17 protein-coding genes are annotated in these 21,242 nt (G+C 70.8%); 4 read left to right on the top strand and 13 right to left on the bottom strand.

The genetic code is table 11. The annotated features are described in order from the left end of the window. Positions 1-28: 28 nt before the first annotated feature. A complete protein-coding gene (locus ACFWHU_RS21185; protein WP_387226303.1) occupies positions 29-262 on the bottom strand; it encodes a hypothetical protein in 234 nt (77 codons plus the stop codon). A gap of 213 nt (positions 263-475) precedes the next feature. On the opposite strand from ACFWHU_RS21185, the gene ACFWHU_RS21180 reads away from it, so the two are divergent. Further along, positions 476-1,348 (top strand): helix-turn-helix transcriptional regulator, encoded by an 873-nt coding sequence (locus ACFWHU_RS21180; RefSeq protein ID WP_385792474.1) that lies wholly within the window; start codon positions 476-478, stop codon positions 1,346-1,348. A 57-nt stretch (positions 1,349-1,405) separates the two neighbouring features. Here the strand turns inward: ACFWHU_RS21180 and ACFWHU_RS21175 are convergent, their stop codons facing one another. The 10 genes from ACFWHU_RS21175 to ACFWHU_RS21130 all read right to left on the bottom strand — a co-directional run bounded on the left by ACFWHU_RS21175 (position 1,406) and on the right by ACFWHU_RS21130 (position 14,915). Next, a complete protein-coding gene (locus tag ACFWHU_RS21175) occupies positions 1,406-4,108 on the bottom strand; it encodes an alpha-mannosidase (RefSeq protein ID WP_387226301.1) in 2,703 nt (900 codons plus the stop codon). Continuing rightward, positions 4,105-7,029: a glycoside hydrolase family 2 TIM barrel-domain containing protein gene (locus ACFWHU_RS21170; protein ID WP_387226298.1), complete on the bottom strand. Its 2,925-nt coding sequence runs from the start codon at positions 7,027-7,029 to the stop codon at positions 4,105-4,107. The genes ACFWHU_RS21175 and ACFWHU_RS21170 overlap by 4 nt, the downstream gene beginning before the upstream one ends. Before the next feature lie 10 nt (positions 7,030-7,039). Then, positions 7,040-7,861 (bottom strand): carbohydrate ABC transporter permease, encoded by an 822-nt coding sequence (locus ACFWHU_RS21165; protein ID WP_387226296.1) that lies wholly within the window; start codon positions 7,859-7,861, stop codon positions 7,040-7,042. Further along, a complete protein-coding gene (locus ACFWHU_RS21160; protein ID WP_385792478.1) occupies positions 7,858-8,937 on the bottom strand; it encodes an ABC transporter permease subunit in 1,080 nt (359 codons plus the stop codon). The genes ACFWHU_RS21165 and ACFWHU_RS21160 overlap by 4 nt, the downstream gene beginning before the upstream one ends. Beyond that, positions 8,934-10,139, bottom strand: a complete 1,206-nt coding sequence (locus ACFWHU_RS21155) for an extracellular solute-binding protein (RefSeq protein ID WP_387226294.1) — start codon at positions 10,137-10,139, stop codon at positions 8,934-8,936. The genes ACFWHU_RS21160 and ACFWHU_RS21155 overlap by 4 nt, the downstream gene beginning before the upstream one ends. Before the next feature lie 253 nt (positions 10,140-10,392). Next, positions 10,393-11,394, bottom strand: a complete 1,002-nt coding sequence (locus tag ACFWHU_RS21150; RefSeq protein WP_385792480.1) for a LacI family DNA-binding transcriptional regulator — start codon at positions 11,392-11,394, stop codon at positions 10,393-10,395. Positions 11,395-11,506: 112 nt separating this feature from the next. Continuing rightward, entirely contained in the window at positions 11,507-12,274 is a 768-nt protein-coding gene (locus tag ACFWHU_RS21145) for a formylglycine-generating enzyme family protein (RefSeq protein WP_385792481.1), read from the bottom strand. A gap of 133 nt (positions 12,275-12,407) precedes the next feature. Continuing rightward, a complete protein-coding gene (gene gap, locus ACFWHU_RS21140) occupies positions 12,408-13,403 on the bottom strand; it encodes a type I glyceraldehyde-3-phosphate dehydrogenase (protein ID WP_385792482.1) in 996 nt (331 codons plus the stop codon). 111 nt (positions 13,404-13,514) lie between these two features. Next, positions 13,515-14,471, bottom strand: a complete 957-nt coding sequence (locus ACFWHU_RS21135) for a GlxA family transcriptional regulator (protein WP_385792483.1) — start codon at positions 14,469-14,471, stop codon at positions 13,515-13,517. A 21-nt stretch (positions 14,472-14,492) separates the two neighbouring features. Beyond that, a complete protein-coding gene (locus tag ACFWHU_RS21130; protein WP_385792484.1) occupies positions 14,493-14,915 on the bottom strand; it encodes a YjbQ family protein in 423 nt (140 codons plus the stop codon). 134 nt (positions 14,916-15,049) lie between these two features. Between ACFWHU_RS21130 and ACFWHU_RS21125 the strand changes: the two genes are divergently transcribed. Then, positions 15,050-16,111, top strand: a complete 1,062-nt coding sequence (locus ACFWHU_RS21125; RefSeq protein ID WP_387226544.1) for an NAD(P)-binding domain-containing protein — start codon at positions 15,050-15,052, stop codon at positions 16,109-16,111. Positions 16,112-16,147: 36 nt separating this feature from the next. On the opposite strand, the gene mltG is transcribed toward ACFWHU_RS21125, so the two are convergent. Further along, complete coding sequence (mltG, locus tag ACFWHU_RS21120; protein WP_387226290.1) at positions 16,148-16,996, bottom strand: endolytic transglycosylase MltG; 849 nt, start codon at positions 16,994-16,996, stop codon at positions 16,148-16,150. A gap of 211 nt (positions 16,997-17,207) precedes the next feature. Then, complete coding sequence (locus tag ACFWHU_RS21115) at positions 17,208-19,052, bottom strand: NovA family novobiocin export ABC transporter (protein WP_385792486.1); 1,845 nt, start codon at positions 19,050-19,052, stop codon at positions 17,208-17,210. 100 nt (positions 19,053-19,152) lie between these two features. Here ACFWHU_RS21115 and ACFWHU_RS21110 point away from each other — a divergent pair, with 100 nt between their 5' ends. Both ACFWHU_RS21110 and ACFWHU_RS21105 read left to right on the top strand, forming a co-directional pair. After that, positions 19,153-19,608 carry a MarR family winged helix-turn-helix transcriptional regulator gene (locus ACFWHU_RS21110; RefSeq protein ID WP_147875833.1) on the top strand — a complete coding sequence of 152 codons (456 nt, stop codon included), beginning with the start codon at positions 19,153-19,155 and terminating at the stop codon, positions 19,606-19,608. 143 nt (positions 19,609-19,751) lie between these two features. Beyond that, the gene (locus tag ACFWHU_RS21105; RefSeq protein WP_387226287.1) at positions 19,752-21,230 is read left to right on the top strand and encodes a Gfo/Idh/MocA family protein; all 1,479 of its coding nucleotides are present in this window, start codon (positions 19,752-19,754) and stop codon (positions 21,228-21,230) included. The last annotated feature ends 12 nt before the right edge of the window (positions 21,231-21,242 follow it).

The raw sequence follows: 21,242 nt of genomic DNA, 5'->3' as shown, positions 1-21,242 counted from the left end.
GGACGTTTCTCCTTCATATTGATGATGATCAGTGGCCACCGCGGACGCGGGTGGCGTTGTACAAGGCGTCGGGGACCTTCTCCAGCCAGGTGGTCTGCGGCCGGTCGTCGCCCGGCGCCTCCCACATCGCCAGGTGCTCCATGAACCGCTCCGGCGTCGCGCCGTGCCAGTGCTCCTCACCGGGCGGGCAGGTCACCGTCACGTCCCCGGTGAACCAGTCGTCCGGGGCCTTGGCGGTCGTACGGGGGGTGACGAATTCCATCCGAGATCCTTGTTCCTTTCCGCGTCGCGAGCGAATTCGCGCATTCTCACCGTTCGGAACGGAAAGGAGAGCCGGAGCGGCGGAAATGCTTCCGCCCCAGACTCACACGCGATCGCCTGCCTGCGGAGAGGAGAGTTTCCTCCCCCGACGGAAACATCCAGGGATAAATCTCTCCCTCCCAGCCGCCGGGCATCGGGTGAGACAGTGGAGGACATGAGCAGCAGCGCGCGTCTGAACGAGCTGGGAGAGTTCCTGAAGGCCCGCAGGGCGGAACTCAGCCCCCGCACCGTCGGACTGCCCGAGAGCGGTGGCCCCCGCCGGGTGCCCGGCCTGCGCCGCGAGGAGGTCGCCCAGCTCGCCGCCATCAGCACCGACTACTACACGCGGCTGGAACAGGGCCGCATACGGGCTTCCACGCCGGTACTCTCCGCGCTGACCCGCGCGCTCCACCTTCAGGACGACGAGCGTGCGTACCTCTTCAGCCTGGCGGGAAAGCCGTCGGCACGATCCCCCCGGCGGGTACGGCAGAAGGTCCAGCCCCAGTTGCGGCGGCTCCTCGACGATCTGACGGCCACCCCGGCGATCGTGATGGGCCGGCGCATGGACATTCTCGCCTGGAACGCGCTCGCGGCCGCGATGATCACCGATTTCGCACAAATACCGGAAAAGCAGCGCAATTATGTCCGGCTGGTCTTCACGGACCCGGAAATGCGCACGTTGTATTCGGACTGGCCGACGGTCGCCCGTACGTGTGTCGCCCAGCTCCGAATGGAAGCCGCCAAGTATCCGGACGACCCGAGGCTCTCCGCCCTCGTCGGTGAGCTGTCCGTGCACGACGAGCAATTCCGCCAGTGGTGGGCCGCCCACGACGTCGCCACGCTGAGCGTGGGCACCAAGTCCCTCCACCACCCCCTCGCCGGGGAACTCACCCTCGACTGGGACACCCTCACCGCCACCACCGACCCCGACCAGCAACTCGTCATCTGGACCGCCGAACCCGGCACGCCCACGTACGAGGGGCTGCGCTTCCTCGCGTCCTGGGCCACCGGCGGCGCACCCCGAACCTCACCCGACGCCGCCGGCTGACACGGCGGCGCCGGAGTAGGTGACCGGGGGTTCAGTGATGCGCCCCGGCGCACGGCTTCAGCCGGACAGGCGCACCGTGGCGATCTCCCAGGCCCGCAGGGGAATCCGGACCGTGCCGGCGGCGACGGCGAGCGGCTCCCCTTGACGGCTGTCGTCGTCGCCCAGGACGGTGACTCGCCGTGCGCCGAGGAACGGGCCACGTACGACCGCCGTCGTCGGCTCGGGTGACGCGGCGACCAGTCGCAGTTCGAGGTCGCCGTCGCGGCGGCGGAGGCTGGTCATGACCGCGCCCTCGACGGACAGACCTCGGTCGGAGGTGGGCGGGGCCTCGCGTGGTCCGGTGCCGGGTGTGGCGTGGAGCGGGTGGCGGTAGAGTTCGGCCGCCTCCATGAGCCCGGCCGCGTGCCAGTCACCCGCGTGCGGCCGCACCGCGAACGAGACGCAAGTCGTCCCGGTCATCTGGGCCGCGGGGATGGGAAGTTGCGGGCCGGCCGGCTCCGCGCGGTACGGGTGGACGTTACGGCTCAGCCAGCCGGTTCCCCGCAGGACGGTCAACGCGACTTCCCGGTCGAGCAGTTCGTATTCGCACGCCTGGGTCAGCAGCAGGCCCGCGCCGCCCGCGTCGACGAAGCCGTGCGCGGGAAACGTCCCGACCGGGCGTTCGCTGAAGCCGCCCTCCGCCGTGCGGCCCCGTTCGACCACGGCGAACTGCCCTTCGGCGTGTGAGGTTTCGGCGGGCCGGGCGAGCGGCACGTGGCAGCGCACCCGGTGGTCGAGCGAGGCGTTGTCCAGGGTCATCTCGATGCGGACGAACGGCTCCCCCACCCGCAGTTCGACGTCCATGCGGACACCACCTGGCCGGGTCGCGGGCGTACGCCGATCGGCCGTCCGGTCCACCGCCTCGGGCCAGTCGTACACGCGCTCCACCGTGAGCGAGGCGCGCAGCGGGCCGCCGACCGCCGTGCCGACGCGCACTGATCGGGGGGTCTCGACGAGCGTGTCGGTGCCTGGCGGGGCGTAGTTGTAGCTGTCACCGCGATCGCCTCCGTCGACGATACGGCCGACGCCGTCGAGTACGGTCCCGTCCGCGGCCGTGACCCGGAGCGTGCCGTCGTCCAGCGCCGTGACGGAGAGCAGGCCGTTGGACAGGGTCCGGCCCTCGGCCCGCACGGGCCGCTGGACCGGCTGCCCGCCCCGTACCGCCCGCAGCGACGTCCGGCCCAGGGCCGGTACGCGTGCCAGGCAGGTGACCGTGCGGTGCGCGGCCCGGACGATGCGGACCGTCCAGTCACCGCTCGCGCCGGTGACGGCGGCGCGGACGGCCTCCACGTCGAACGGTGTCTCGCCGCCGTGCCGGGCCACGCCGAATTCCAGTACGCGCCGCTGTGCGTCGCAGTGCCAGTGGGTGATCTCGCTGCCGAACAGTTCGCGCCCGTGGACGCGTGGCAGGAACGCGGGCAGGTCCTCACCGCGCATCGCCTCGGAGAGCAGGAGTTGTTCGGCACGCCCTTCGGTCTGGGCGGGCAGCCTGCCGCCGTCGGGCAGTTCGACCGCGATGTCCTCCCACTCGTCGGGGACTTCGAGGTCGACGGTGATCAGGTCCGTGCGGGCGGCCGGGGTGGGGTTGAGTACGAGCACGGCGTCACGGGACACCTGGCGTGCGAGACCGCCGGCGACCCGGTCGCGTACGGCCTGGCCGAGGTGTCCGGCCTCGCTGATACGGGCGAACACCTGGGTGGCCGTCTCGTCCACGCCGCAGCCGGTGACCGAGTCGTGGCCCGAGGCGTCGATCAGTCGCCACCACGCCATGTCGAGGAACTTCTCGGGCCACTCCGCCGACCAGAGCGCGGCGAAGGGCTCGGCGTAGCGTTCGACAAGCCGCTCCGAGTGGGCCAGCGCCCGCTTCAGGTGGGGGCGCGCCGAGAGGACACCGGGCAGGATGTTGGCGGCGGCGTGGCTGCGCAGTTCGCCTTCCACGACGGGCAGTGACGGGTCGTGCGGGTCGCGCCCGCCGATGTAGTCGGCGAGCGTGGTGATCCGTACGTCGGCCTGCGCCGGATCCAGGTCGGCGACCAGTTTGACCAGTGAGCCGACCGGGGCCGAGTGGTCCGTGCCGTACATCGCGAGAACCGGGTCGGCGCCGAAGGAGGGCTTCAGCCGCCTACCGAGTTCGGCCATGCGCTCGGCGAAGTGTCCGGGGTCGGAGAAGACGTACGCGGCGTTGCCGTAGCCGCCGGCGAGGTACTCGGTGCGCACCGAGCTGCCGTCGGGGGCCTGCCAGCGGAAGGCGTGGCCGGGTATGCCCGCGGGGACGCCGCGCCATACGCAGGCGTGGTCGAGACCGGCGGCGTGGAGGATCTGCGGCATCTGCGCGCAGTGGCCGAACATGTCGGGGAGGTAGCCGACGGGCATGGGGCTGCCCAGTTCGGTGGCGCGGCGGTGGCCGAGTTCCAGGTTGCGGATGATGTTCTCGCCGCTGCACAGGAACTCGTCGAGGAGGATCTGCCAGGGACCGACGGCGAGTTGGCCGCGCCGGACCAGCCGGACGACGCGGTCGCGGTTCTCCGGGCGGACCTCCAGGTAGTCGTCCACGGCCGCCATCTGTCCGTCGAGGGTGAAGCGGAAGCGTGCGTCCGCCTCGGCCCGGTCGAGGACTTCGTCGAGCAGGTCGACGAGACGCAGCCGGAAGCGCTGGAAGGGCTCGTACCATTCGCGGTCCCAGTGGGTGTGCGGGACGAGCTGTACCTCTGGGGCGGTCATGGCGCCGGTGTCTCATCTGCGTCCAGGTTCAAGTCGGAGTCCGGGTCCGGGTCCGGGTCCAACGGGGCGAAGGTGAGCGTGAGGGAGGCCCTGTCCGGGTGCAGGCGGTACCGCGGCAGGACACCCGGCCCGCAGGACGCCGAACCGAGACCGTTCTGGGCGAGATCGAGGTTGAGCACGATCGTCTCGCCGGGCTCCAGGTCGGTGGTGTGGGTCGCGGCGTCGAGCTGTTCCGAGGTCCAGCGGCGCGCGGTGAAGGCGAAGGCGGTTTCGCCGTCGACACGAAGGCCCGCCCCGTCGGGGGATGTCAGCCGCAGCCACCTCAGGTCGATGCGGTTGCCGTTCTCCTGGGGGAAGACGTACGGCGTCTGGAGGGCGTCGACGGTGCTGGTGAAGCGGCCGATCCGGGCGGCCTGCCGGCTATCGGCGTACGCCTCCCCCGGTCCGCGCCCGAACCACTCGGCGCCGCCGAGGGCGCCGGGCAGGGTCATGCGCAGCCCGAGCCTGGGCAGTGTGCACGGCCAGGTGCCCTCGGGTTCGACGTCCAGTCGCAGTCGCAGGCGCTGCGGGTCGGCGCTCCAGTGGTAGTCGGCCCGCATCCCGAAGCCGTGACCGGCCGGCGCGACCCGTGTGCGTACGACGAGGGCGTCGCCGAGGAGTTCGACGCCCACGAGCCGGTGTTGCGCCCGGTGCAGGCCGGCGGCCCGCCACCGTACTTCGTCGGGGTCCTCGGAGCCGCGGTCGTTGTCGGTGGGGGCACGCCAGAGGTCGAGCCGGGGCCCTTCGACCACCAGAGCGCCGAGCGAGGTCAGTTGGCCGGTCGCCCGGTCGAACACGCCCGGTCCCAGGCGCAGTTCGGTGTCCGTCACGTCCAGGTCCACAGCGCCGAACAGGGCGGCGGGTGCGGTGGAAGCGGCGGGGTCCGGCTTCGGAGCGACGGGACTCTGGCCCCGGGCGACGACATGCCCGGCCGGCGCCCATGAGGTGTCGGCGGCGAGTGCGGCCCGTACGGTGAGCCAGCTTTCCGCACCCGTGGCGGGCAGCTCGGGCAGGGGCAGATCGGTGGTGGCGCCGGCGGCGAGTGGCGGCACGGTGAGGGTGCCGTGCGCGATCTCGATGCCCTCCTCCTCCAGCGTCCAGGAGAAGTCGAGATGCGCGGTCGACGCGATGTCGTAGTGGCTGGTGACGCGTAGCGCGCCGTCGACCGCCGTGATCCGCACCGGTTCGAAGACCTTCGCGAACTCGGTCAGGGCGGGCGACGGCGTGCGGTCGGGGTGGACGACTCCGTCGATCACGAAGTTGCCGTCGTGCAGGGGCTCGCCGAAGTCTCCGCCGTACGCGAAGTGGGCGCGTCCTTCCGCGTCGTGCCGGGCCAGGCCGTGGTCGAGCCATTCCCACACGAAGCCGCCCTGGCAGCGGGGGTGGCGTTCGAACAGGTCGCGGTACTCCAGCAGGCCGCCCGGTCCGTTGCCCATCGCGTGGCCGAACTCGCAGAGGATGAAGGGCAGTTCACGTACCCGCTCGGGCCCTGCGATCCCCTGTCCGATGCGGTCCACCTCGTCGTGGTCCGCGTACATCCGGCTGTACACGTCGGTGTAGGAGCAGTCGCTGTCGCCCTCGTAGTGCAGTGGGCGGGTGGGGTCGCGCCGGTGGGCCCACTCGGCGGCGGCGGCCAGATTGCGGCCGGTGCCGGCCTCGTTGCCGAGTGACCACAGGACGACCGAGGGGTGGTTCTTGTCCCGCTCGACCATGCGGCGCATCCGGTCCACATAGGCGTCGGCCCACCGGGGGTCGTCGCTGGGGTTGCCCTGCCAGCCCAGTTCGGAGAAGCCGTGCGTCTCCAGGTCGTTCTCGTCGATGACCCAAAGCCCGTATGTGTCGCACAGGTCCAGGAACGCGGGGTCGGGCGGGTAGTGGCTGGTGCGGACGGCGTTGACGTTGTGCCGTTTCATGAGTTCGATGTCGGCGACGGCGAACTCGCGGGGCACCACGCGTCCCGACTCCGGGTGGAATTCATGGCGGTTGACGCCGCGGAAGACGATCCGGCGGCCGTTCACCTTGAGTTGGCCGTCCTCGACGGTGACGGTGCGGAAGCCGATACGGACGGGGACGCGTTCGGTGTCGGTGTGGACCTCGCCCTCGTACAGCCGGGGTTCCTCGGCGCTCCACGGCTCCACGTCCGCCACCTCGGCCGTCTGCCCGGCGGGCAGGTCGTGGATTGCTAGTTCGGGGACGCTGAGGCGTACGCCGCTGTCGGCGTCGAGGCGGAGCGTGCCCCGTGCGGTGAGATGGTCGTAGCCGGCGTCGATCGTGTAGTCGCGCACTCCGCCCGCCGGGCGCGCCAGCAGGGTGACGTCGCGGAAGATACCGGACAGCCACCACATGTCCTGGTCCTCCAGGTAGCTGCCCGCGGACCACTGGTGCACGCGTACGGCGAGCAGATTGCCGCGCGGGCGCAGCAGCGGGCCCACGTCGAACTCCGCGGGGAGTCTGCTGCCCTTGGTCACGCCCAGTTCGGTGCCGTTGAGCCAGACGCGGCCGCAGGAGTCGATGCCGTCGAAGCGCAGGACGGCCGGCTGGTCGGCCCAGTCGTCGGGCAGGTCGAAGACCAGCCGGTGGTCACCTGTCGGGTTGTCGGACGGCACGTGGGGCGGGTCGACCGGGAAGGGGTAGCGGACGTTGGTGTAGGCGGGACTGCCGTGGCCGTTCAGCTGCCAGTGGCCGGGGACGGGGATGCCGTCCCAGTGCCGGTCGTCGAAGTCGTCCCTTTCGATCCCCTCCGGCGCCGTCCCGATCGTCGGCGAGAGCAGGAACCGCCACTCGCCGTTGAGGCTGAGCGCGGGGGCGTCGGAGCGGAAGGCGGCACGGGGCGCCGCCGAGCCGTGGCCGGGGGCGGGGTCTTCGACGTACGAGGAAGGCAATGGATTCCCTTCAGCCCTTGAGGGCGCCGGCGGCGATGTTGCGGATGAAGTGCCGGGCGCCGAAGAGGAAAATGATGATCAGCGGCACGATCGCCACCAGCGTGCCCGCCATGACGACGCTGTAGTCCGTGACGTAGAGGCCGTTGAGCTGTGCCAGCGCGAGTTGCAGCGTGATGTGGCGGGAGTCGATGAGGACGACAAGCGGCCACAGGAAGTCGTTCCACACATTGACGAATGTGAAGATGCCGAGGAACGCGAGCGCCGGGCGCAGCACCGGCAGTCCGACGAACAGGTACGTACGGAAGAAGCCGCAGCCGTCGATCCGGGCGGCGTCCAGCAGTTCGTCCGGCAGGGCGCCGGCCGCGTACTGGCGCATCCAGAAGATGCCGAAGGCGTTGGCGGCGGCGGGCACGATCAGGGCCTTCAGACTGCCGACCCAGCCGAGGTCGGCCATCAGGGAGAACTGCGGGATGGCGGCGAGTTGGGTGGGCACGACGAAGGTGGCGAGGAGGACACCGAAGAGGATCTTGCTGCCGGGGAAGGTGTACTTGGCGAAGGCGAAGGCCGCGAGTGAGTCGAAGAACAGCACGGCGACGGTCGTCACGATCGCGACGATCAGCGTGTTGAGCAGGGAACCGAAGAAGTCGATCCGGGAGAAGACCTCGCCGATGTTGTGGAACAGCTGGTCGCCGAAGACGAGCTTCGGCGGGGTGGAGTAGATGTCGGGCGTGGTGTTGGACGCCATCACGGCGAGCCAGTAGTAGGGGAAGAGGGTGATCGCGGCGCCGACGACGAGCGCGGCGTACGTCAGGATCCGTCCGCGGGTGCTCATCGCGCGTCCTCCTTGACAGTGACCCGGCCTCGCTCGGGGCGTTGCACGAGGCGCCAGTTGAGGATGGAGAAGAGCACGACGACGACGAAGATGCCCCAGGCGATGGCGGCTCCGTAGCCGAAGTCGTTGTCCGCGAACGCGGTTCCGTAGAAGTAGAGGACCATCGTGAGGCCCGCTCCGCCGGGGCCGCCGCGGTCGCCGAGCAGCACCTGGGACTCGGTGAAGATCTGGAGTCCGCCGATGGCCGACATCACCAGGGAGAACAGCAGAACCGGTCGCAGCAGGGGCAGCGTGATCTTGAAGAACGTCTGCACGGGTCCCGCGCCGTCGACGCGGGCCGCCTCGTAGACGTCGGTGGGCAGGGCCTGGAGTCCGGCGAGGAAGATGATGGCGTTGTAGCCCGTCCACCGCCAGATGATCATGATGGCGATGGCGCACCGGATCCCCCACGGGTCGGTCAGCCAGGGGACATGGTCGAGGCCGACGAGGTCGAGGAACCAGTTGAGGATGCCGAACTCACCGCTGAAGATCGAGCCGAACACCAGCGACATGGCCACGATGGACGTCACGTTGGGCATGAAGTACGCGACGCGCAGCACGCCCTTGAAGCGGACCGAGGAGTTCAGGCCGAGGGCGATGAGCAGGGCGAGCACGGTCATCGGCACCGTCGAAAGCACCCAGATGATCAGGGTGTTGGCGATCGAGTCCCAGAACTGGCTGTCGGTGAGCAGATAGCGGAAGTTCTCCAGGCCGACGAATTTCATCGGGCCGACGCCGTCCCAGCGCTGGAGCGAGAGGAAGAGCGAGTAGAAGACCGGGTAGAGGCCGAAGACGGCGAAGAGGATGAAGAACGGGGACACGGCGACGTACTGCGGCAGATGACGCCATCGCCTGCGGCGCCGGGCCGCGTCCTCCTCCGCCGGCCGCCGGTCGATCGCCGGCGCGCCGGGGCCGGACGCCGGGTCGGACGTGGGGTCGGACGTCGGGTCGGACGTCGTGGCCGACGCCGAGTCGGGCCCCGGGTCTGACGTCGGGTCTGACGTCGGGTCTGACGTCGGGTCTGACGTCGCGGTCATGAGAGCACACCCTGTCGGCGCAGAAGTCGTTCGATGCGGTTCCGGGCGTCCTTCCAGGCGCGCTCCGGATCCTTGCCGCCGAGTTCGACGTTCGTGAGCTCGTCGGTGTAGGTGTCGCTGATGGTGATGTCCCAGGGGCTGAAGTAGGCGTACCGCACCTGGTCGGCGATGTCGGCGAAGACCTTGACGGCCGACTGGCCGCCGAAGAACTTGTCCGGGGCCGTGATCCGCGGGTCCGCGGCCGCAGCGGGACTTGACGGGAAGAGACCGATGTCGAGGTAGTTGGTGGCCTGGTTCCGGGGGCTCTGCAACCAGTTGATGATGTCGAACGCCGCCTGCGGGTCGGGGCAGGCCGCGGTGACGGCGAGGAAGGAACCGCCCTGGTTGCCGGGTCCGCCGGGCGGGGCGCAGACCCGCCATTTGCCGGCGGTGCCGGGCGCCGACTGCTTGATCTCGCCGGTGATCCAGGAGGCGTTGACGAGGCTGACCTCCTGGCCCGTGTTCCAGGCCGCGTGCCGGTCGACGGACTGGCCGCCGGCGGTCTGCGATCCGCCGTATCCCGCGGTGAGCCGGCGCCGGAACGCCTCCACGGAGCGGTCCCATGCCAGCCGGACATGGGACTGGTCGTCGAGGTAACTGTCGTCCGGGGTGAAGTACTTCCGCCGCTCCTGGGCCATGGAGTACGTGAAGACCATCTTGGTGTCGGTGATCAGATAGCGGCCGGGAAGCTTCTTCCGGATCTGTTCACCGAAGGTGAAGTACTTCTCCCACGTGGGTACGGCCGCGGCGACGTCGTCCGGTTCGCTGGGCAGGCCGGCCCGTTCGAAGATGTCGTGCCGGTAGTAGAGGGCCGCGGGGCCGATGTCGATGGGAAAGCCGAGTTGGGAGCCCTCGGGGGTGGCGCCCGCCTGCCACTTCCAGGGCAGATAGCCCTGTGCCGCCTCCCGTGCTCCGTGGTCGTTCAGGTTCACGAAGCGGTCGCTGTCGCCGAAGTACCGCGAGATGTTGTCGCCGATCATGGTGATGTCGGGCAGATAGGCACCACCGGCGAGCGCGGCCAGCAGCCGCTGGGTGAGGTCGCCGCTGACCTGTGAGGGGACGAACTCGTCGTCCGCGAAGCGCTTCCGGGCCGCTGTGAGCACGCCCTCGGAGAAGCCGTTGTACGTGTACCAGAAGGTGAGACGACCAGGGTTCGCGGTCATCGGACTTGAGCATCCGCCGGCTCCGAACGCGGCGGCGCCGAGAGCGGTCGCGCCTGCCAGGAGCCTTCGTCGAGTCAGCGTCATTGAGGACCCTTCCAAGGCCCGTGAACGCTCCCGTGAACGTTCACGAATTGCCGGAAAGTCTCTGGCGGAGCACGCCGGTGTGTCAAGAGGCGTTGCGTCGGTGACTTGCCAAAGGTCCTGGGCGCGGGCTCACGGGAGCGCGGTACGGTCACCGGGCCGTACCTGGCGCTCAGCCGGACTCGCGCAGCCGCAACTCCGCCCGCGCCACCAGCTCGTCGGGAGCGAGCGGGTCGTCCCCGGTCAGCAGGCGGGCGGCCTGTTCGACGGCGAGCGCGCCGAGGGCGCGGGTGTCCAGTGCCACGGTCGAGAGCGGCGGTTCGACGAGTGCGCCGAGCCGCAGACCGTCGAAACCGATGACGGCCAGGTCCCCGGGGACGCGCCGGCCGAGGCGGCGTGCGGCGCGCAGCGCGCCGATGGCGATGATGTCGTTGAAGGTGAACACCGCGGTCACGTCCGGGTGTTCGGCGAGGAGCGCCTCCAGGGCGCTCTCGCCGCCCTCGACGCTCTGGTCCGCGCCGCGCACCGGCCCTTCGCCGAGGCCGCGGGCCGTCATCGCGGCCTCGAACCAGGCGCGCCTGACGCTCGGTTCGGCCCGGCCCGCGTGGTCGAGCATGCCGATGCGCCGGTGACCGGCCCCGGCCAGATGTGTGATCGCCGCCCTGACGCCGTCCTCGCCGTCGATCCTGATCGAGCTGAACCGCTCGGTGCGCCGCTCACGGTCGATGAGCACGACCGGGACCCCGCGGGTCAGCTTCTCGATCTCGTCCTCGGGCCGGCTGAAGTACCCGACGACGGCGTCCACCTGCGAAGCGATCACCTCCAGGGTGCCGCGCTCCTCCTCGGCGCTGTCGGCGGTGTCGTAGACGAGGACGTGCCAGCCACGGGCCCGCGCCGCCTCCAGCGCGGCGGCGGCGACCTCGGTGAAGAACGGGTTGAGCAGATCGGGGATGACCAGCCCGACGCTGATGGTGTCCTGTCTGACCAGTCCCCTGGCGAACCGGCTCGGGCGGTATCCCAGCGCGAGGGCGGCGTCGAGCACGCGCTGCTTGGTGGAGCCGTGGATCTCGCCCTTGTCGTTGAGGGCCCGTGACACGGTCTGCCGGGACACCCCGGCGGACCGGGCGACATCGTGGATCGTCACCCTGCGGGATTCGGTCCCCGACGGCGCCATCGCTCACCTCCGCGCATCTGACGACACGGGCGCGTCGCAGACGTCCGAGTATGCCCCGGCCGGGCGCGGCGGCGCGATGTCGTACGGCGGCCGGGCTCCGCCCCGCTCCGTGTCACCCGGCGGGTGCCGCCAGGCGGAACCCCACGCCGATCGCCGCCAAGTCCCGCTCGTAGGCGCCGTGCCGACGGGCGCACCGGGCCAGATCCCGGTCGTGGCGGAACGCGCCGCCGCGGGTGATGTGCGGGTCGAAGGCCCAGTCCTCGGCGCCCGGCACCTCGGCCGGCGCGCCCGGGTAGGGCGCGTAGAGGGTCGAGGTCCATTCATCGGCGTTGCCCGCCATGTCCAGCACCCCGAACGGGCCGGCGCCCTCGGGGAACGAGCCGACCGGCATCGTCGTACCGACGCCGAGGTCCACCAGATTGGCCAGACCGGTGCGGTATCCGTCCCCCCAGGGGAACTCCCGGTCGTCGTCGCCACGGGCGGCGCGCTCCCACTCGTCCTCCGTGGGCAGCCGTACGTCGAGACCGCCGAGGCGATTGCCCAGCCAGCGGCAGTAGGCCGTCGCCGCCTCCCAGGTGATACCGGTGACCGGGTGGTTCGCGGGTGCCCGCGGGACCGGCCGGCCGGTGGCCGCCGAGAAGAGCGACCACTGGCCGACGGTGACCTGCGTGCGGGCGATCCGGAATGCCGGGACGTGGATCTCGGCGCGCGGGGCCTCCTTGAGATACCACTCCACGGGGACCCCGGTGTCGGCGTAGCGGTGCGCCAGCCGGGCCACCTCTTCGACGGGGGTGCCGCGCCACAGTGTCCCGGCCGGCACGTCGACCCAGTCCACCTGCTCCGCGTGTCTCACCTGTTCCGCCTGCTCCGCCTGGTCCATCCGCAACGGTCCCCCTCGGTTCGATCGACGGGGCTCATGCTCTCCCCAGCCGTACGGGCCGGGCATCGGTCGATCGGCCCATCCCGGAGGCGACCTTGGAACCAGGCCCGCGGACCACCGTCCCGGCGGTCGCTCAGCGGGCCAGGAGTTCCAGCGTGTCGATCAGGCGGTTCGAGAAGCCCCACTCGTTGTCGTACCAGGCGACCACCTTGATGTGGCGGCCGTCGACGCGGGTGAGGGCCGAGTCGAAGATCGCCGAGGCCGGGTTGCCGGTGATGTCGGACGACACGAGCGCGTCCTCGGAGTATTCGAGGATGCCGGCGAGCGGCCCCTCCGCCGCGGTGCGGTACGCCGCCAGCACGTCGTCGCGCGACACGTCGCGGGCGACGGTCGTGTTGAGCTCGACGATCGAGCCCACCGGCACCGGTACGCGGATCGAGTCGCCCGACAGCTTTCCGTCGAGGTTCGGCAGCACGTGGCCGATCGCCTTCGCGGCGCCGGTCGTGGTCGGCACGATGTTGACCGCGGCGGCGCGGGCGCGGCGGGCGTCGCGGTGCGGAGCGTCCTGGAGGTTCTGCTCCTGGGTGTAGGCGTGCACCGTCGTCATGAAGCCGTGCTCGATACCGGCGAGGTCGTCGAGCACCGCGGCCAGTGGCGCGAGCGCGTTGGTCGTGCACGAGGCGTTCGAGATGATCGTGTGCGTGGCCGGGTCGTACGCGTCGGTGTTGACCCCGTACGCGACCGTGGCATCGGCTCCGGCCGACGGCGCGCTGACGAGGACCTTCTTGGCGCCCGCTTCGAGGTGGGCGCGGGCGGCGTCGGCCGATGTGAAGCGGCCGGTCGACTCCAGCACGATGTCGACGCCGAGTTCGGCCCATGGGAGCCGTGCGGGGTCGCGCTCCGCGAGCACGGCGATGCGGCGCCCGTCCACGACGAGGGCGTCGTTCTCGGCGGTGACCGGGCGGCCGAGCCGGCCGGCCGTCGTGTCGAAGGCGAGCAGACGGGCGAGGTCGGCCGGCTCCGTGAGGTCGTTGACGGCGACGATTTCGAGGTCACTGTCGCGTTCGAGCAGTACGCGCAGCGCGTTGCGTCCGATGCGGCCGAATCCGTTGATGGCGATGCGAGTCATGAGTGGTGTCCCTTCGGTTCCCCACCAGGTTCGCGCGCTGCGTACGCGTGTGGCGGCGGCGCGAACGCCATGGTTCGAAAGGATCGTGCCAAACGGCGGAACGGGCGCCCGCTACTCGCCCTGGGCGAAGGTCCGCCGGTACGCGCTGGGTGTGGTGCCGAGCGTGCCCTGGAAGTGTGTCCGCAGGTTGGCGCCGGTGCCGAGACCGACGTCAGTGGCGATCTGCTCGATGCTGCGCTCCGAACGCTCCAGCAGCTCCCGGGCCATGTCGACGCGGGCGCGCATGACCCACTGCATCGGTGTGTACCCGGTGTCCTCGACGAAGCGCCGCGAGAACGTGCGCGGTGAGACCGCCGCGTGCCGGGCGAGCGACTTGAGAGTGAGTGGCTCGTCGAGCCGGTGCAGCGCCCACTCGCGGGTGGCGGCGAACCGCTCGCCGAGCGGATCGGGCACCCGGCGCGGCACGTACTGCGCCTGGCCGCCGCTGCGGTAGGGGGCCGCGACCAGGCGCCGGGCGGCGTGGTTGGACGCGGCCACCCCGAGCTCGCCGCGCAGGATGTGCAGGCACAGATCGATGCCCGAGGCGGCGCCGGCCGACGTCAGCACGCTGCCCTCGTCGACGAACAGCACGTTCTCGTCGACCCGGACGAGCGGATGCTTGGCCGCGAGTGCTCGCGTGTAGTGCCAGTGAGTCGTGGCGCGCCTGCCGTCGAGCAGGCCCGTGGCGGCGAGCGCGAAGGCGCCCGTCGAGATGGCGGCGAGCCGCGCGCCCCGCCCGTGGGCGGCGATCAGCGCGTCGACGACCTCGGGCGGCGGGTCGTCACGGTCCGGGAACCGGTAGCCGGGGATGAAGACGATGTCGGCCCACGCGAGTGCGTCGAGCCCGTGGGCGACGTGGTACGACAGGCCGTCACCACCGGCGACCAGACCGGGCTCCGCACCGCACACCCGTACCTCGTACGGCATGCTCTCGCGGGTCGTGAACACCTGCGCGGGGATGCCCACATCGAGCGGTTTCGCGCCTTCCAGCACGAGGACGGCGGCGCGATGCGGGCGGGGGGCTGGCACGGGCACAGACTACGGGCCGGGTCAGCCGAGGAAGCTGAGCCGGACCTTGCGCTCCGGGTTGTCGACGTTCGTGTCGACCAGGCAGACGGACTGCCAGGTGCCCAGTTCCAGGCGGCCGGCGATCACCGGGAGGGTCGCGTGGGGCGGGACCAGGGCCGGGAGGACGTGGTCGCGGCCGTGGCCCGGGGAGCCGTGGCGGTGCTGCCAGCGGTCGTCGGCCGGGAGGAGGGTGTGCAGCGCGGCGAGCAGGTCGTCGTCGCTGCCCGCGCCGGTCTCGATGACGGCCACCCCGGCCGTGGCATGCGGGACGAAGACATGGAGGAGGCCGTCGCGGCCGGACGCGGTCTCGCGGAGGAACTGTTCGCACAGGTGGGTCAGGTCGGTCACCGCCTCGTCGGTGCCGGTGGGGATGTTCACGATCCTGGTGGTGAAGGCGTCGGGCATGGGTCCCATCCTGCCGCGCCGGAAGCCTGTTCGCGTGCGGGATGATCCGCGAGCCTCCGGCTGTTGGTAGAAACGTGAACGACTTCGGGGTGGCAGAGACGGTCGGGGTGGCGGCGACCGGCGGGGTACGGGACGTGGACGTCGTGGTCATCGGCGCCGGACAGGCCGGTCTGTCGAGCGCCTACCATCTGCGGCGCTCCGGGCTGGTGGCCGACCGGGACTTCGTCACCCTCGACCACTCCCCGCGGCCGGGCGGCGCCTGGCAGTTCCGGTGGCCCTCGCTCACGTACGAGAAGATCCACGGGATGCACGCGCTGCCGGGCATGGAGCTGACCGGCGCCGACGGGTCGCGGCCGTCGTCCGAGGTCATCGGGGGCTATTTCACCGCGTACGAGGAGAGGTTCGGCCTGCGGGTCCGCCGGCCCGTGGATGTGTCCGCGGTCCGTGAGGGCGACGGCGGGCGGCTGCGCGTCGAGACGTCGGACGGTGTCTGGTCGGCGCGGGCGCTGATCAGTGCCACGGGCACCTGGGACCGGCCTTTCTGGCCGCGCTATCGGGGACAGGAGACCTTTCGGGGCCGCCAGCTGCACACGGCGGGCTATCCCGGGCCCGGCGCGTTCGCCGGGCTGCGGGTGGTCGTCGTCGGGGGCGGGGCCTCCGGGACCCAGCATCTGATGGAGATCGCGGACGTGGCCGCGGAGACGACGTGGGTCACGCGCAGGCCACCGGTCTTCCGGGAGGGGCCGTTCGGCGAGGAGCAGGGGCGGGCGGCCGTCGCGCTGGTGGACGAGCGGGTACGGGCGGGGCTGCCGCCGCGGAGCGTGGTGTCGGTGACCGGGCTGCCGGTGAACGAGGCGATCACACGGGCGCGCGAGCGGGGTGTGCTGGACCGGCTGCCGATGTTCGACCGGATCACCCCGTCCGGTGTGGCCTGGGACGACGGGCGGCGCGTCGAGGCGGATGTGATCCTCTGGGCCACCGGTTTCCGTCCGGCGATCGACCATCTGGCGCCGCTGCGGCTGCGCGAGGCCGGAGGCGGGATCCGAGTCGAGGACACGCGCGCGGTACGGGACGAGCGCGTCCATCTGGTCGGGTACGGGCCTTCGGCCTCCACCATCGGCGCCAACCGGGCTGGCCGGGCGGCGGTGCGCGAGATCCGGGCGCTGCTGGCGCGCGAACCCGTTCTCGTCCCATGACCGCTGGGGGTACTCGGTCCGTCACGGGGCTGCTGCTCAGTTTGTCGCGGCGCTTCTGTTCGAGTTGAACTCCGCCACGTTGCGCTGGTGTTCCGCGTAATCGGCGGTGAAGCGGGTGTCCCCCGGCGCGACGGTCACGAAGTACAGCCAGTCGCCCCGCGTCGGGTTGATGGCCGCGTTCGTCGCCTCCTCCCCCGGATTGCCGATCGGCGTGGGCGGCAGCCCCCTGAACTCGTAGGTGTTGTACGGGCTCGTGGTCTTCGTTTCGGACTGCGTGGTGTCCAACGTGCTGCGGTTCAGCGCGTAGTTGAGGGTCGAGTCCATCTGGAGCGGCATGTCCTTGGCCAGCCGGTTGTGTACGACGCGCGCCACCCGGCCCATGTCGGCGGGCGTGTCGGCCTCGGCCTGCACGATGCTGGCGATCGTCACGGTCTGATAGACCGTCACCCCGTTGCGCCGGGCGCCGGCGGTGACGCGGTCGGCGCCGAAGCGCTCGCGCGCCGTGTCGACCATGTAGCCGAGCAGACCGGCCGGGGTCGCGCCGGCCTCGACCGGATAGGTGGCCGGGAAGAGATATCCCTCGGGGTTGCGCCCGGCGGCGTCGGGGAGTTCGAGCCGGGCCGCGGTCGCGGCCTTCGCGGTGGTGCCGGGCGCTACGTCGAGGACCTTGTCGACGGAGGCGTACACCTGGGCGGCCCGCCGTCCTTCGGGGACGAGCAGCGACACCTTCTTCTTCTCCCCGGCGGGTGGCTCGTCGGTCAGCAGCAGTGTCACGAGCACGGCCGTCGCGACGACCACCGCGGCGCTCGCGATCAGGACCAGTCGGCCCCGGCGGGTCAGCCGGGGCTTGCGCTCGGACGGCGTGCGCGGGGGCTCGTTCCTCATACGGGCACGCTAACCCGAACAAAGCACCCATTCCGGCACCTCACACGGAGCGATGTGCGAGCCCCGGCCGCGACACGAACACACGAACGTGGGAGCGGGTGTTCGCTGGAACGTGTGATCGCAACGGGAACCCCACAACCGGCGCCGTCGCTTCCCGTCCCAGGGAGCGGCGGCGCTGCCGTGCGCCGGGGTCGGCACGTCAGGCGGTGCGTCAGGCACTCACGCGCGCGTCCGTCTCCGGGGTCGGCGCCGTCGACAGCGCACCGTCCCGGCGGACGAGCGCCGCGTACCGCCCGTCGCGGTCGATCAGCTCCTGGTGCGTGCCGCGCTCGGCGATTCGCCCGGCGTCCAGAACGACGATCTGGTCGGCGTCCCGCACCGTCGAGAGCCGGTGGGCGATCGTGATGGTCGTACGGCCCTCGGAGAGGGCGTCGATGGCCTGCTGGACCGCGTGTTCGGTACGGGTGTCGAGCGCGCTGGTCGCCTCGTCGAGTACGAGGACGGGTGGGTCGCGCAGGATGGTGCGGGCGATCGCGAGGCGCTGCTTCTCACCGCCGGAGAAGCGGTACCCGCGTTCGCCGACGAGTGTGTCGTACCCGTCGGGCAGGGAGGCGATGTGGTCGTGGATCTGCGCCGCCCTGGCCGCCGTCTCGATCTCCTCGTCGGTCGCGTCCGGCTTCGCGAAGCGGAGGTTGTCGGCGACCGAGGCGTGGAAGAGATACGTCTCCTGCGACACGACGCCGACCGCGCGGGCGAGGGTCTCGAAGGTCAGGTCGCGTACGTCGACCCCGTCGAGCAGGACCCCGCCTCCCGTCACGTCGTACAGACGCGGCACGAGATAGCTGAGGGTCGACTTGCCCGAGCCCGTGGGGCCGACGACGGCGAGGCTGCCGCCCGCCGGGACGGTCAGGTCGATGCCGTGGAGGGTGTTCCCGTCCTTCTCGTCATAGCTGAAGTCGACGCCGTCGAAGCGGACTTCACCGCGGACCGTGTCGAGCGCGACCGGCTTCTCGGGCTCGGTGATGTCGACGGGCAGGTCGAGGTATTCGAAGATGCGCTGGAAGAGCGCGAGCGACGTCTGCATCTGCACGCCGGTGGCGAGCAGGCTCACGGCGGGGCGGAACAGCCCTTGCTGAAGGGAGACGAAGGCGACGAGCGTGCCGATGGAGACGACCGTGCCGCCGGACTGGAGGACGAAACCCGCCGCCCAGTAGATGACGGCGGGCATGGCGGCCATGACGATGCCGATGACGGACATCCGCCACCGCCCCGCCATGTTCGACCGCACCTCCAGGTCGACGAGCCGCTCGGACTCCTCGGCGAAGGACTTGGTGAGCGAGTCGGCGCGCCCCATCGTGCGGCCGAGGAGGATGCCGCTCACCGACAGCGACTCCGTGACCGTGGCGGCCATCGTGGCCATCTGCTTCTGCCGTTGCAGGGTGATTCTCTTGCGCTCACGGCCGACGCGGCGGCTGATCCACACGAACACCGGCAGCAGGAGCAGCGAGACGACGGTCAGCCGCCAGTCCAGCGCGAGCATCGCGACCACGGTGGCGATGACGGCGGTGAGGTTGGAGACCAGTGATGTGGCGGTGGAGGTGACCGTCGCCTGCATACCGCCGATGTCGTTGGCGATCCGGGACTGGACCTCACCGGTGCGGGTGCGGGTGAAGAAGGCGAGCGGCATGCGCTGCAACTGCGCGTAGACCGCCGTCCGCAGGTCGTGCATCACGCGCTGGCCGACCGTCGTGGAGATGAGGGTCTGGATGACGCCGAAGACACTGCTGAGGACGGCGGTGAGGATCATGCCGAGGGCGAGCAGGCTGAGCAGCCCGGTGCGGCCCTGGGGGATCGCGGTGTCGAGGATCTCGCGCAGCATGAAGGGCGAGGCGACGGCCACGAGGGACGAGGCACCGACGAGCAGGCCGACGACGGCGAGCCTGCCTCGGTAGGGACGGAAGAGCCGGAAGATACGGCGCAGCTGCGCGGGTGGCTCGGGCACCGACGGATCCAGGGGCCGGGCCGAGGGCTTCCAGGTCGACAGTTCGGACTTCATGGGCTCCTTCGACGGATTCGGGAGTGGAAAAAAGACCTTGAGGAGCATAGCTCACTGTTACCTAGCTTCACAATGCACTAGGTCCTGTTATTATTCCCCCATGACCACCCCCGACGCCGACGGCCTGCTGGCCGAGCAGCTCCTGAGGTTGACCCGCCGGCTCCACCGCGTCCAGAAGCGCTATCTGGAGCCGATCGGCATCACCCCCGCGCAGTCGCGCCTGCTGCGCACGGTCGCCTTCTACGACAGTCCGCCGCGGATGGCGGATCTCGCCGAGCGCCTGGAAGTGGTGCCGCGCGCCGTGACGAGCCTGGTCGACGGTCTGGAGACGAGCGGCTGTGTCCGCCGCGCCCCGGACCCGACCAATCGCCGGGTGATCCGGATCGAGCTCACGGAGACCGGCCGGGGTGTGCTGCGGGCGCTGCGCGACGCGCGCAGGTCGGCCGCCGAGGACATCCTGGCCCCGCTGACGGCGGACCAGCGCGACGTGCTCGGGGTGCTGCTGTCGGCGCTCGTGGGCGGGCCGGTCGACGGCGTGCCGGAGCGGCGCTGCTGACGGGCGCCGCCCGGCGCGTTTCGAAGAGTCCAAGGGTCCGATCGAAGAGTCCAAACGGGACCCTTGCGCACCACCAGCCCCAACTACCAAGGTCCTTGCCGAGGTTCAATTCCGCCGCGCACGTCAGCTCCTATGGAGGCTTCATGAACGACGCAGCACCGCAGAACCCCGGCAGGGAGCAGGACAACGACAACGGCGGCTCGGTGAGCCGCCGTTCGGCTCTCCGGACGACGGCGGGCGCCGCCGGCGCCGGTCTCGGGCTCACCGCCCTGGGCAGCGGCACGGCCGCGGCCGCACAGCCCGCCGCGGCCGCATCGGCCGCCGCCGCGCAAGCCGCCCCCGAAAGCGCCGAGTCCGCCGTTCCCGAGCGCCAGGGCCGCACCATGGCCGGCGTGCCCTTCGAAGGACGCTCCACCGTACGCGTCGGCATCATCGGCCTCGGCAACCGCGGAGGCAGCATGATCGATCTGTTCCTCGCGGTGCCCGGCGTCCAGGTGGTCGCCCTCTGCGACACGGTGCGGGACAAGGCCGGGGCGGCCGCGGCCAAGGTCGTCAAGGCCGGGCAGCCGGCGCCCGCCGTCTACACGAAGGACGAGCACGACTACGAGCAGCTCTGCGCGCGCGGAGACGTCGACTTCGTCTACGTGGCCACTCCGTGGGACTTCCACTTCGAGATGGCCAAGGCGGCGATGCTGGCCGGCAAGCACGTCGGCGTGGAGTGTCCGATCGCGATGCGCCTCGACGAGCTGTGGAAGCTGGTCGACCTCTCCGAGCGCACCCGGCGCCACTGCATGCAGCTGGAGAACTGCGCGTACGGCAAGAACGAGATGCGCGTCCTGCGGATGGCGCACGCGGGCCTGTTCGGCGATCTGCTGCACGGCGCCGGCGCGTACAACCACGACCTGCGCGGTCTGATGTTCGACCCGGACTACTACGAAGGCCCCTGGCGCCGGCTGTGGCACACCCGGCTCCGCGGCGACCTCTATCCGAACCACGGCTTCGGCCCCGTCGCCAACTACCTCGACATCAACCGCGGTGACCGCGCCGTCAGCATCACCAGCATCGGTACGCCCGCGCTCGGCCTCGCCCAGTACCGCGAGGAGAACATGCCGCCGGGCGACGCCAGTTGGAAGGAGACGTACGTCAGCAGCGACCGGACGATCAGTCTGGTCCAGACGGCCAAGGGCCGGGTCGTAAGGCTGGAGCACGACGTCTCGACGCCGCATCCCTACAGCCGTATCAACAGCCTCGGCGGTACCAGAGGCATCTTCGAGGACTATCCCGAGCGCATCTACATCGAGCCGGACCACGCGAACGACGAGTGGGGCGACTTCGGCGCGTACGCCGAGTGGGACCACTGGCTGTGGAAGGAGCACGCGAATCCGCCGGGCGGGCACGGCGGGATGGACTACATCATGGTCTTCCGGCTGATGCAGTGCGTCCGGCTCGGCCTCGTCCCCGACTTCGACGTGTACGACGCGGCGACCTGGACCGCGCCCGTACCGCTCAGCCACGCGTCCATCAAGGCGAACGGCGAGCCGCAGCGGATTCCGGACTTCACCCGCGGCGAGTGGAAGAAGTCCCGGCCCGGCATGGACTCCGAGAAGCCGTCGGAGAAGTAGACCGAGCAGCCG

This window comes from Streptomyces sp. NPDC060366, assembly GCF_042725135.1.
GTDB lineage: Bacteria > Actinomycetota > Actinomycetes > Streptomycetales > Streptomycetaceae > Streptomyces.
This window is presented reverse-complemented; position numbering and strand designations above follow the sequence as displayed.

Coding starts and splice junctions, on each gene's coding strand:
- ACFWHU_RS21160 (WP_385792478.1), bottom strand. CDS start 8,937: ATGACCGCGACGTCAGACCCGACGTCAGACCCGACGTCAGACCCGACG.
- gap (WP_385792482.1), bottom strand. CDS start 13,403: ATGACTCGCATCGCCATCAACGGATTCGGCCGCATCGGACGCAACGCG.
- ACFWHU_RS21115 (WP_385792486.1), bottom strand. CDS start 19,052: ATGAAGTCCGAACTGTCGACCTGGAAGCCCTCGGCCCGGCCCCTGGAT.
- ACFWHU_RS21180 (WP_385792474.1), top strand. CDS start 476: ATGAGCAGCAGCGCGCGTCTGAACGAGCTGGGAGAGTTCCTGAAGGCC.
- ACFWHU_RS21155 (WP_387226294.1), bottom strand. CDS start 10,139: ATGACCGCGAACCCTGGTCGTCTCACCTTCTGGTACACGTACAACGGC.
- ACFWHU_RS21145 (WP_385792481.1), bottom strand. CDS start 12,274: ATGGACCAGGCGGAGCAGGCGGAACAGGTGAGACACGCGGAGCAGGTG.
- ACFWHU_RS21110 (WP_147875833.1), top strand. CDS start 19,153: ATGACCACCCCCGACGCCGACGGCCTGCTGGCCGAGCAGCTCCTGAGG.
- ACFWHU_RS21105 (WP_387226287.1), top strand. CDS start 19,752: ATGAACGACGCAGCACCGCAGAACCCCGGCAGGGAGCAGGACAACGAC.
- ACFWHU_RS21150 (WP_385792480.1), bottom strand. CDS start 11,394: ATGGCGCCGTCGGGGACCGAATCCCGCAGGGTGACGATCCACGATGTC.
- mltG (WP_387226290.1), bottom strand. CDS start 16,996: ATGAGGAACGAGCCCCCGCGCACGCCGTCCGAGCGCAAGCCCCGGCTG.
- ACFWHU_RS21185 (WP_387226303.1), bottom strand. CDS start 262: ATGGAATTCGTCACCCCCCGTACGACCGCCAAGGCCCCGGACGACTGG.
- ACFWHU_RS21175 (WP_387226301.1), bottom strand. CDS start 4,108: ATGACCGCCCCAGAGGTACAGCTCGTCCCGCACACCCACTGGGACCGC.
- ACFWHU_RS21130 (WP_385792484.1), bottom strand. CDS start 14,915: ATGCCCGACGCCTTCACCACCAGGATCGTGAACATCCCCACCGGCACC.
- ACFWHU_RS21165 (WP_387226296.1), bottom strand. CDS start 7,861: ATGAGCACCCGCGGACGGATCCTGACGTACGCCGCGCTCGTCGTCGGC.